Annotated in this window: 12 protein-coding genes; 4 read left to right on the top strand and 8 right to left on the bottom strand. The window is 69.7% G+C overall.

What is annotated here, in order from left to right; genetic code table 11:
• Positions 1–46: 46 nt before the first annotated feature.
• Together E1264_RS33530 and E1264_RS33525 are read left to right on the top strand one after the other, a co-directional pair.
• Positions 47–1,318, top strand: a complete 1,272-nt coding sequence (locus E1264_RS33530; protein WP_132179983.1) for a serine protease — start codon at positions 47–49, stop codon at positions 1,316–1,318.
• Positions 1,319–1,667: 349 nt separating this feature from the next.
• Entirely contained in the window at positions 1,668–3,272 is a 1,605-nt protein-coding gene (locus E1264_RS33525) for an FAD-dependent oxidoreductase (RefSeq protein ID WP_132179981.1), read from the top strand.
• On the opposite strand, the gene E1264_RS33520 is transcribed toward E1264_RS33525, so the two are convergent.
• From E1264_RS33520 to E1264_RS44875, 6 genes are all read right to left on the bottom strand, one after another.
• Positions 3,262–3,705, bottom strand: coding sequence for a protein-tyrosine phosphatase family protein (locus tag E1264_RS33520; protein ID WP_132179979.1), 444 nt, complete (start codon positions 3,703–3,705; stop codon positions 3,262–3,264). The two genes, E1264_RS33525 and E1264_RS33520, sit on opposite strands and share 11 nt — an antisense overlap.
• Positions 3,702–4,256 carry a CGNR zinc finger domain-containing protein gene (locus E1264_RS33515; protein WP_207936560.1) on the bottom strand — a complete coding sequence of 185 codons (555 nt, stop codon included), beginning with the start codon at positions 4,254–4,256 and terminating at the stop codon, positions 3,702–3,704. The genes E1264_RS33520 and E1264_RS33515 overlap by 4 nt, the downstream gene beginning before the upstream one ends.
• 41 nt (positions 4,257–4,297) lie before the next feature.
• Positions 4,298–6,823, bottom strand: coding sequence for an ATP-dependent Clp protease ATP-binding subunit (locus E1264_RS33510; protein ID WP_132179977.1), 2,526 nt, complete (start codon positions 6,821–6,823; stop codon positions 4,298–4,300).
• Positions 6,824–6,958: 135 nt separating this feature from the next.
• On the bottom strand, positions 6,959–7,351 hold the full coding sequence (locus E1264_RS33505) for a VOC family protein (protein ID WP_132179975.1): 393 nt from the start codon (positions 7,349–7,351) through the stop codon (positions 6,959–6,961).
• A 72-nt stretch (positions 7,352–7,423) separates the two neighbouring features.
• Positions 7,424–7,981: a potassium channel family protein gene (locus tag E1264_RS33500; RefSeq protein ID WP_132179973.1), complete on the bottom strand. Its 558-nt coding sequence runs from the start codon at positions 7,979–7,981 to the stop codon at positions 7,424–7,426.
• 71 nt (positions 7,982–8,052) lie between these two features.
• Positions 8,053–8,271: a hypothetical protein gene (locus tag E1264_RS44875; protein WP_207936558.1), complete on the bottom strand. Its 219-nt coding sequence runs from the start codon at positions 8,269–8,271 to the stop codon at positions 8,053–8,055.
• A gap of 684 nt (positions 8,272–8,955) precedes the next feature.
• On the opposite strand from E1264_RS44875, the gene E1264_RS33490 reads away from it, so the two are divergent.
• A complete protein-coding gene (locus E1264_RS33490) occupies positions 8,956–9,216 on the top strand; it encodes a hypothetical protein (RefSeq protein WP_132179969.1) in 261 nt (86 codons plus the stop codon).
• Between the two features lie 96 nt (positions 9,217–9,312).
• Here the strand turns inward: E1264_RS33490 and E1264_RS33485 are convergent, their stop codons facing one another.
• On the bottom strand, positions 9,313–9,756 hold the full coding sequence (locus tag E1264_RS33485; protein ID WP_132179967.1) for a hypothetical protein: 444 nt from the start codon (positions 9,754–9,756) through the stop codon (positions 9,313–9,315).
• A gap of 155 nt (positions 9,757–9,911) precedes the next feature.
• On the opposite strand from E1264_RS33485, the gene E1264_RS43920 reads away from it, so the two are divergent.
• Entirely contained in the window at positions 9,912–10,145 is a 234-nt protein-coding gene (locus tag E1264_RS43920) for a hypothetical protein (protein ID WP_165964518.1), read from the top strand.
• Positions 10,146–10,376: 231 nt separating this feature from the next.
• Here E1264_RS43920 and E1264_RS43915 read toward each other — a convergent pair.
• A partial coding sequence (locus E1264_RS43915; protein ID WP_207936555.1) for an HNH endonuclease signature motif containing protein occupies positions 10,377–10,659 on the bottom strand: 283 nt, incomplete at its 5' end.

Raw genomic sequence — 10,659 nt, 5'->3', positions numbered from 1 at the left:
CCCCCATCCCGCCAAGCGCAGCTCGACCCCCAGAGGAGGTGCGCACATGTCCAGAAGGTCACGCTTCCTGGCGGCGGTGATCCCGCTCGCCGTGACCCTCGTCCTGCCCGCCGCCACGGCGTCGGCCGCTCCCGTCCGGAGCGACGACGCCGCCGCGCAGGCCCAATCCCGCCAACCCGCCACCCTCGCCCCCAGGCCGGACGTGGCCGGAGAGAAGACGGCCACGAACGCCGTCCTCCGGTACGCGCCCGACAGCCGAACCACCCGGGTGACGCTCCGCTCGCCCGGCTCCAGCTACGTCAAGGTGCATTTCGCGTCCGTGCGGCTGCTCTCCGGCGACCGCGTCACGGTCGCCTCGCCGTCCGGCCGTGAGGTGCACACCTACAACGGCGACCCGACCGTCCGGAAGCAGCCCGGCGACTCCCCGTTCACCGTCCACGGCGGGACGGGCTTCGCCGCGATGTCCATCGACGGTGACACCGCCGTCGTCACCCTGCACTCGGCCAAGAAGCGCGGCAACGCCGCGGCGCTGACCCGGCAGGGTTTCGGCGCCCGGATCGACTCCTACTTCCGCGGCTTCACCCAGGCGGAGTACGCGTCGGCCAACCCCCGCGCGTTCAGCGTGTGCGGCGCCGAGGACCGCCGGGACGTGACCTGCTACAAGACGAGCCATCCCACCGAGTACGCCCGGTCCCGCGCGGTCGCCCGCCAGCTCCTGAACGGCCTCGGGCACTGCACGTCGTGGCGCGTCGGTGACACCAACACGATGCTCACCAACCAGCACTGCATGGAGAGCGCGGCCGACCTGCGCGGCAGCGAGTTCCAGTTCGACTACGAGTGCTCCACGTGCGGCGGCCGCGACCCGCGCGCCGGCGTCAAGGTCAGCGGGGCCCAACTGCTCAAGCTGAGCCCGCTCAGCGCCCTCGACTACGCCCTGTTCTCGGTGAACAACTTCGAGAGCATCCAGCAGTTCGGGACGCTGTACCTGGAGACCCGCGAACCCACCGCCGGTGAGCGGATCTACATCCCCGGCCACGGCGACACGCTGCCGAAGCGGCTGACGATCGTCGAGGACGGCGGCGGGAACTGCGTGATCCGCACGCCGTCGTCCGGGGTGAACACCGGGTACATGTGCGACACCTCCGGCGGGAACTCCGGTTCGCCGGTCCTCGCCGGGTCCTCGCACAAGGTGATCGCGCTGCACCACCTCGGCGGCTGCCCGAACTGGGGCACCCGCATCAGCCTCGTCTACAAGGAGATCTCGGCCCTGATCGACAATGAACCGGGAGCCGCCGACTCCCGCGTCCTGAGCGGCTGACCCGCTCAGGACGGCACTGACCTCTCGTCCGGGACGTTTCTCCTCCCGTGGGTCCCGGCCGGGAGCGCTGTCCGGCGATCCCTTGGCGGGGAGGACGCCGGACGCCCGCCGGTACCGCACCGGCCGTGACCTGGCCCATGAGCCGGTGCGGTACCGCGACGGGGATTCTCCGCCCTCCCTTTTCCGGTCATCGGGACAGCGCCTGGTCGCGCGCCCCCGCGCCCTCTACGATCGCCCCAGCTCAGGCCGCCCTCGCGGCGGCGCCGATCGGGCCAGGCGCGGGCCCCTCAGGTCGCCCGGCCGTGCCCAGTGATGGGCCCCGGCCGCCGGCGTCCGCTGGGAGGAACACATGGACCGGACCGCTGACTACGTCGTCGTGGGCGCCGGCAGCGCGGGCTGCGTGCTGGCGCGGCGCCTGGCCGAGTCGGGCGCGGACGTCGTCCTGGTCGAGGCCGGCGGCCCGGACCGGACGCCGCTGGTGCGCAAGCCCGGCCTGATCGCCGTCTTCCACAACGTCCCGCAACTGAAGAAGAAGCTGGACTGGGGCTTCTACACCACCCCGCAGAAGAGCGCCCTCGACCGGAGGATCCCGCAGACGAAGGGCCGCGTGCTCGGCGGCTCCGGGTCGATCAACGGGATGCTGTTCGTGCGCGGCAACCGCAAGAACTTCGACGACTGGGCGGCGGACGGCTGCACCGGCTGGAGCCACGACGACGTCCTCGCCAGCTTCAAGCGCATGGAGAGCTGGGAGGACGGCGCGACCGCCCTGCGCGGCGCGGGCGGCCCGATCCAGGTGACGCGGCAGCGCGACCTCACCCCCGCGTCGGAGGCGTTCATCGAGGCGCTGATCGAGACGGCGGGCGTCAAGCGCAACGACGACTACAACGGCGAGGTGCAGGACGGCGCGGGGATCTTCCAGCAGAGCGTCCACGAGGGGCTGCGCTACAGCTCGTCCGTCGGGTACCTCGACGACCACGGCCTGCCGAACCTGACGGTCGTGACCGGGGCGATGGTGGAGCGGGTCGCCGTCCGGGACGGGCGGGCCACCGGGATCGAGGTCGTCACGAAGAAGGGCCGCGGGACGGTGCGCGCGTCCCGCGAGGTGATCCTCGCGGCGGGCACGTTCGGGTCGCCGCACCTCCTGCTGCTGTCGGGCGTCGGCCCGGCCGCGCACCTGCGGGACCACGGCATCGACGTGCACGCCGACCTGCCCGTCGGCGACAACCTGCACGACCACATGTTCGTCCCGATGACCTACGTCATGGACACGGCCCGGCACCGGGGCACCGCGCCGTACTTCGCGTCCGGCGTCGTCAAGGAGTGGACGAAGGGCGGGACGTGGGTCGCGCGCAGCGTGTTCGAGGCGGTCGGCTTCGTCCGCACCGGCCAGGCCGACGGCATCCCCGACCTCCAGCTGCACGCGCTGCCGTGGTCGTACCCGTTCCCGAACCAGGACGCGCCCGTCCGGCACAAGGTGGACAAGCGCTCCGCCCTCACGATCATGCCGACGCTGATCTACCCGAAGAGCCGCGGGACGCTGCGGCTGGCGTCCACGGACCCGTCCGCCGCGCCCCTGATCGACCCGGCCTACCTGACCGACCCGGACGACGCGCGCCTCCTGCTGGACGGCATCGAACTGGTCCGAGAGGTGATGGCGAACAAGACGATCGCCGGCGACGTGAAGGAAGAACTCTCACCGGGCCCAGGCTTCCCGGACAGAGAGGCCCTGGCCAAAGAGTTGCCGAACCGGGCGACAACGGTCTACCACCCGGTCGGCACGTGCCGGATGGGCGCGGACGAGCGGGCCGTGGTCGACCCGGAGCTGCGGGTCCGCGGCATCGAGGGCCTGCGGGTCGCGGACGCGTCGATCATGCCGTCGATCACGGGCGGGAACACCAACGCCCCGAGCATGATGATCGGCGAGCACGCCGCGAAACTGATCCTCAGCGACTGACAGGGAACGCGGCCACCCACCGGCGCTGCCACGGCGTCTCGACGGCCCGAGGATGGTGGTGTTCGCGCGCCCACGCGACGGCTTCGGACGGCTCCACCCCCGACAGGACGGCCAAGCACGCGATGACCGTTCCGGTGCGTCCGACGCCGCCTCCGCAGGCGACCTCGACCGCCGCACCGGAACGAGCCCGCTCGTGCAGGGCCTGGATGTCCCGGACGGCCGCGCCCCGGTCACGCGGCAGCAGAAAGTCAGGCCACTCGATCCAGGCGGAAGGCCAGCGGATTTCAGGTTCGTGACGCCGACGAAGCCGCCCCGACCCCAGATAGAGTCCGAAGTCAGGCGCGGGCCCGTCCGGCAGTGGATGACGCAGCCCGCGCCCCCGAACAAAAGCGCCATCCGGAAGCTGAATCGCATCGGTCAGCAGCGTGGTCACGAGGTCATCTCCCGTCGGCGGGCGCGGTGGTTGGCGACATTGAGGCGGTTCCCGCACACGTCGGGCATGCAGTAGCGGCGCCGCCCGGCCCGGCTGACGTCGGCGAACACACCGCGGCACCCAGGCGCGGCGCAGGCGCGAAAACGGTCGTGCCCGAGCGCCCGCACGACACCGAGCAGCCCGACGCCCACCAACGCGGCCAGCTCGTCCGCGAGCGGCGCACCCGTAGCGGTCGGGACGAACCACTGCCACGGCCCATCGGGCTCACGCCGCAGGACGGGCGGGAGCCCGGCACGCCCGAGCAGCACGCCCGCCCCCGCGACGGCCTGCTCGGCCGTCTCCGTCTCCATGATCCCGCGCACCTCCCGGCGGAGGAGCTGGACCTGGAAGACGTCCTCATGGACCGGCGCCCGCAGCTCATGCCCCGCGATCAGCTCGGACAGCGCGCCGAGATCGGGCAGCGCCTCCGCGCCCCGCACGGTCGGCGACGTGCTGACCAGCACGTTGGCCAGCTCGATCCCGGCCGCATAGGCACCGATCGGGATGTACAAGGGGAAACCCTCCTGTAAGAGCTACAGAAGGACTATACCCCTTACGCGGGTTCGGTGGCGGTGAGGTGGAACTCAAGACCGTTGCCGCCCGCCGCAGAGACCTCGACATGGCTCCCATGCCGCAGATCGCCGGCCAGCAGCAGATCGGAGAGCCGGTCGTCCACCTGCCGCTGGATCGTGCGGCGCAGCGGACGGGCGCCGAACTCGGGCTGGTAGCCGCGCCGCGCCAGCCAGTCCACGGCCTCGGTGGTGAAGGACACGTCGACGTCCTGCGCGCGGAGGCGGCGGCGCGTCTCGTCCAGCAGCAGATCCGTGATCTGCCGGAGCTGCCCCTCCTCCAGCCGCTGGAACACGATGATCTCGTCGATCCGGTTGAGGAACTCGGGCCGGAACGACTCGCGCAGCCGCCGCATGATCCGGTCGCTGAGCGCGGCGCTCGGCCCGTCGCCGTCGCCGGGCGTGCCGAACCCGATCTCCGTCCGCCCGGTGATCAGCTCGGACCCCAGATTGCTGGTCATGATCACCACGGTGTTGCGGAAGTCGACGGTGCGTCCCTGCGCGTCCGTCAGCCGCCCGTCGTCCAGGAGCTGCAGCAGGACGTTGAACACGTCCTGGTGCGCCTTCTCGATCTCGTCCAGCAGGATCACCGAGTACGGCTGCCGCCGCACCGCGTCGGTCAGCTGCCCCGCCTCCTCGTAGCCGACGTATCCGGGCGGCGCGCCCATCAGCCGGCTCACCGTGTGCCGCTCCTGGAACTCGCTCATGTCGAACCGGACCAGCCGGTCGCGGCTGCCGAACAGCGCCTCCGCCAGCGCCTTCGCGAGCTCCGTCTTCCCGACACCGGTCGGCCCGAGGAACAGGAACCCGCCGATCGGACGGTCCGGATCGCCCATGCCCGCCCGCGACCGCCGGACGGCCCGCGCCACCGCCGCCACCGCGTCCTCCTGCCCGATCACCCGCTCGTGCAGGTGCTCTTCGAGCCGGGTCAGCCGCTCGCGCTCCGCCTGCGTGAGCTGCGTGACGGGCACGCCGGAGATCCGAGACACGACCTCCGCGATGTCCTCGGTCGTCACGCACGGGACGGCGGCCGGCGCGTCCTCGTCGCGCGTCTCCGCGAGGTCCTTCTCCAGCCGCCCGATCTCGTCGCGCAGCTCGGACGCCTTCTCGTAGTCCTCGTCCGCGACGGCCTGGTCCTTCTCCCGCCGCCGCCGGTCGAGCCGCTGCTCCATCTCGCGGCGCCCGCCGTCCCGCGTCCCCGACCGCAGCCGGACCCGAGCACCCGCCTGGTCGATCAGATCGATCGCCTTGTCCGGCAGGAACCGATCCGTCAGATACCGGCTGGAAAGATCCACAGCCGCGAGCAGCGCCTCGTCCGTGAACCGCACCTGATGATGCGCCTCGTACCGATCGCGCAGCCCCCGAAGGATCTCGACGCTGTCGTCAGTGCTCGGCTCCGGCACCAGGATCGGCTGGAACCGCCGCTCCAGCGCCGCGTCCTTCTCGATGTTCCGCCGGTACTCGTCGACGGTCGTCGCCCCGACGACGTGCAGCTCCCCCCGCGACAGCGGCGGTTTCAGCATGTTCCCCGCGGACATGGCGCCCTCCGCGCCGCCCGCGCCCACGATCGTGTGGATCTCGTCGATGAACACCACCAGATCGTCGGAGTGCTCGCGGATCTCGTCCACGACCTTCTTCAGCCGCTCCTCGAAGTCGCCCCGGTACCGCGTCCCCGCGACGATCCCGCCGAGATCCAGCTGCACGATCCGCTTCCCGCGCAGCGTCTCGGGGACGGCGTCGTCCACGATCCGCTGCGCGAGCCCTTCGGCGATCGCGGTCTTCCCGACGCCCGGATCGCCGATCAGCACCGGATTGTTCTTGGTGCGCCGCGACAGGACCTCCACGGTCTCCTCGATCACGTCCTCGCGCCCGATCACCGGATCGATGCGGCCCTCCCGGGCCAGGGCGGTCAGGTCGCGTCCGAACTCGTCCAGCGTCGGCGTCCCGGACGCCTGCCCGCCGCCTCCGCCACTAGGCGGCTGCTGCCCACCGGTGGCCGCCTGCTGCAGCGAGTCGGGCGTCACATGCTCATGATCAAGGATCCGTCCGGCACTGGACCCGCGGTCAAGCGCCAGCGCGAAAAGCAAATGCTCAGGCCCGATATAGGACGACCCCAGCGCCCGCGAAACCTGATGCGAATCGAGCAGCGCCCGCTTGGCCGACGGCGTCAACTCCGGCGGGACGTCCCGTGGCTCACCCCGCCGCGCATGCTCCTCGATCTCCCCTTTGATCTTGTCCGGATCGGCCCCGGCCCGCGCCATCCACTGCCGCGTCCCCTGCTGCCGCGTCGCGGCCCACAGCAGATGATCGGTGTCCAGATCGACGCTGCCCCACTCCGCCGCCTGAGCGGCCGCGTCCCGCACCAGCTCCCGCGCGGGCTCGCTCATCAGCCGCGCGAGGCTGATCCGCTCCACCGGCCGGCGCTGCGCCCGCGCACCGAAGAACCGGGCGAGCATCTCCTCGAACGGGTCCATGCCGCCGGAACCGGATCCGTACCACCCCGAGGTCATCTCCGAAACCCTCCTGCCCCCGTTGAAGACGCGTTACGGCAACGGTCGGGACGTGCCCATGGCACGCTCCGGAAAACCCCCAGCTCCGCGGCCCACGCCCGAGGCTACGCACGTTCCGGCCCGCCCGCCCGGCCGTTACGGAGCCGTTCTCAACAACAGGCAGAACTCGTTCCCCTCGGGATCGGCCAAGACGACGTTGCCCGGGTACCGAGCCAGAACCGTCGCCCCGAGCGCGGTCAGCCGCCGGATCTCCGCCTCCGCGTCCACAGCGACCAGATCCAGGTGCACGCGGTTCTTCACACTCTTGCCCTCCGGGACGAGCTGGAAGAACAACCGAGGCCCACCGCCAGCCGCCTCGACGAGCACGGTCGGATCGTCCTCGACACTCGTGATCCCCATGGACCGCAACCGCGCCAGCTCCGCATCGTCGTAAGGCGCGACGGCATACCCGTCCAGAGCCGCAGCCCAGAACCGGGCGGTCGCGGCGGGACGAGCACAGTCGAAGACGATGTCACGAAGGAGCGCCATCCCCCCATGATCGACGCACCCGCCGCCCGACGTCACACGATCTCCTCGCCAGAAAGGGACGTCACGCCTGAGTCAGGCATGACCGGAACGGCGCGGGTTGCCGTCCGTACCGCGGGCCTGGCGCTCCACACCGCGGCGCATCGCCTCGACGAGCACCTTTGCGACGAGACCGAGAATGACGAGGTCGCCGATCATCTGCACCATCGTCAGCGCCCGCGCGGCCTGGGAGAGGGGCACGATGTCGCCGAAGCCGACCGACGAGAACACCGTCATGGTGAAGTACAGGGCATCGACATGCGTCAAGGGCTCGGAGAAGGCACGCCCGGCCCCATGCCCCATGAGGCAGTAGCACGCGGCGAACGCCAGCAGAAACGGCGGGACGCACGTGGCGAGCGCCTCGACGGTACGAAGCGGCGGGGACGGCGACCGCACGATCGCGCGGGCCTGCCAGACGATGAGCACGCCCAGGGCCGCCAGTGCCGCGACCAGCGCCACCGCGGTCATCGGCGTGAACGCCCTGTTCAGCGGCGCAGCGAAGTAGACGGCCAGCAGGCACGCCGTGGTCAGCCCCGTACGCAGCAGCGACGCGAACGTGAGCCGACGGCGTGTCCGACGCGAGCGGATGTCCACACCGCACCCATGCCCCCGAACCCGCCGCCGCGTACGCGCCCGCCCTGGAATGAAAGCGGTCGATGCGGAGGTCAGGCGGTTGCGGTCCTGGTCTTGGCCGCGGCACCAGCACGAGCGACACCGTCGACCGCAACGCAGATGCCGAACACGCGGTCGTGGCTGGTCCAGCCGTTGATGCGGCCCCGGTTATTGCTGATCTGCACGCGCTTCTTGGCCGCGTCCACGGCCGACACAAGGTGCAGATAGACCGTCCCGGCGACACGGGCAAGGACGATGTCCCCGACCTCCACCTTGGACGGGTCGACCGGAGCGACGACAACCCGCTGCCGACTCCGAATCAACGGGACCATGGAGGAGCCACTGGGCCGGAACTCCACAGTGGCCCCACCGGCAACCCTGCCCGCGTGCGCGTCCAATGGGCCCATCTAACGATCGTCGCAGGATGAGCGGAGCCACTCCACCGATTTACGGCCCACGCTTCCGCCGCCACGCCCAGCCATCTCCTTACAGTCTGAGGAACACCGGTTAGCGATCCGTAAGGGCTCTCCGCTTACGCACTTCCGTGGCCTTCCGTAAGCCCAGGCTCAGAACACCATTTGCGCAGGCTCGGCTGGACGCAACAGCAGGCCACCAACTGGGTCAACGCGTGCCCGCCGCAAAGGTTCTGCACCTGGATAAGGGACGACAACGTCTACGTCCTGTTCCAGTTCTACCGATGCCAGCAGTTCACGATGACGAACTGGGTCGGGACAACGAACTACTACAACCATCGGAACGTCCGCGTACAGCTCCTCGGATCCCGGCACGAGCACCTCGGGTATCTGTCGAGCAACCGCAGGGGTTCATCACGAACTGGAACCCGGTCTTCTACATCAACCTCTGCACCTGACACCCGGTGGCCATCGGTCTCCGGGCTCCTCGCCGTAAGACTCCAGGTTGATGTGCGCTGGATCGGGCTCGGAGATCATGGTGGAGTGACACGGCGCCGAGGAGAGAAGGGCACCTTCTGGCGAGTCGGCGGGAGGCCGCTGGCCGTCAGCCTCCTGTGCGTGCTGGCGGGCTGGCTGCTCCTGAGGCTGGACAGTAGCCCACCACCCAACTGCGATTTCAGCTGTGCCATGGCGAGCATCGGTTGGGAGTACTCCCTGGGCCTCCTGCTGCTCGGTGGGGGAATTCTGGCTTCTGGTGTCTTCATCCTGGTCTGCCTGATCCTCTACATCAGCAGGGGGCCGTAGAACGCGGACGGCGGCGGTGTGAATCGGCGTCCAGGCACTACGCCTTCGCGACGAGACCGAGAATGAACACTTCCAGGGGACACGCGGCGCTTTCGGCTACGGGTTGAGGCTGCCCGAGTGACGAAGCGCATCCTTCATTAGGGCGGTGAGGCGCTGTTTGCCCATTGCCGTGGGGGTTCCTGTCTGCCAGGCGTTGACCGAGTGCCATCCGGCCTCAGCCAGTGGGGGTATTGGGGCCAGGGTTTCTACATCGTCGGGGAGTTGCGGCAGTCTGACCATCAGCCAACTGGTTCCGAGGGCGGCGATGGCGATGATTCCGTTGGCCGCGAGGGCGGGAACGCCGAACAGAGGAATGATCGGGGTGTCGTCCGGGACGACCTCTTGGAACCGTTCCAGCAGATCGGGGTGGGTGTGAAGTGTCCATCCATCGAGGGTGAAGAGGTCATGGGGCGTGCTGGGGCGCTGGGCTTGCGCTTGTAGGTAGTCGATTAGCACCTGGTTGGCTGGATGATCGGCCAGTTCGGGGTTACCTCGTCCCATGACCGCCAGCGTATGTAGCGTGGTCGGATCTCCGCTCTGACCCGACCCACTGGGCAAGGCGGACGCGGCGGTCATGGAAGTTGGTTTCTGGTGGCGCGTTCGGCGGCGGCGTGCCACCAGCCGGGCGGGGACGGGCCGGTGACTTTTGAGGTGGGTTGATCGGGGTGAAGCCCGAGCCGTCGAAGCGCCTCAGCTTTGATCCGGACGGTGAACCAACCTCGCCAGCGGCGGCTGACGGCGTCGCGTCCGCAAGCCAGATCTATTCGGATTTCATCGCCCTGGAACGGCATCCAGTCGATGCCGCGCTCACGCAGTCAAGCTCGCGTCGCTGCCAATGGCGTCGGGCACTTGGCGACGTTCTCGTACGCCACGATGGCGATCCACTCTGAGCTTGCCGTCATGGCACCCATGGTGCCTTAGTCCTCGGCCGAGAGCCCGCCCGATGGCGTTCGAGCCGGTAGATGCCGCACTCGACGGCTGCTTGCGTCCGGCGGCGGCGGTGATGAGATCGAGTGCGGTCATGGGTCGTCCATGCTCCATGAGGTGGGTGCGCCGTAATGCCAGGACGGTGCGGGGCCTGGTCGGCCTGGTTGGAGGTGTGGGGGGAGGGGCGCCGCTCTTCAGGCAGCGGCCCACCTGACCGGGTCGGTTGGTGGTGGTGCGTGGATATCGACCCGGCGTGTATCGGGTGGTGGGAGGACGTGGTAGATGTGGCGTCCGGTGGTGTCGCGGATGATGTTGAGTTGGTCGGGGTGGGTGTGTTTGAAGCGGTTGTGCCATCCGCAGCACAGGGCGAGCCGGTCGATGTCGGTGGGTGCCCCCAGGACCCAGCCTTGGACGTGGTCGACCTCGCACAACGTCCCGGGGACCTCGCATCCCTGCACCGCGCATGTCGGGTAGAGG

The sequence above is a fragment of the Actinomadura sp. KC216 genome (genome assembly GCF_004348535.1).
GTDB lineage: Bacteria > Actinomycetota > Actinomycetes > Streptosporangiales > Streptosporangiaceae > Spirillospora.
The sequence above is the reverse complement of the archived record's forward strand: the minus strand, read 5'-3'. Positions and strand labels throughout refer to the sequence as shown.

What these genes read in the sequence shown, in the direction of transcription:
- E1264_RS33510 (WP_132179977.1), bottom strand. Translation starts at nt 6,823, where the DNA reads ATGACCTCGGGGTGGTACGGATCCGGTTCCGGCGGCATGGACCCGTTC.
- E1264_RS33485 (WP_132179967.1), bottom strand. Translation starts at nt 9,756, where the DNA reads ATGGGACGAGGTAACCCCGAACTGGCCGATCATCCAGCCAACCAGGTG.
- E1264_RS33505 (WP_132179975.1), bottom strand. Translation starts at nt 7,351, where the DNA reads ATGGCGCTCCTTCGTGACATCGTCTTCGACTGTGCTCGTCCCGCCGCG.
- E1264_RS33530 (WP_132179983.1), top strand. Translation starts at nt 47, where the DNA reads ATGTCCAGAAGGTCACGCTTCCTGGCGGCGGTGATCCCGCTCGCCGTG.
- E1264_RS33525 (WP_132179981.1), top strand. Translation starts at nt 1,668, where the DNA reads ATGGACCGGACCGCTGACTACGTCGTCGTGGGCGCCGGCAGCGCGGGC.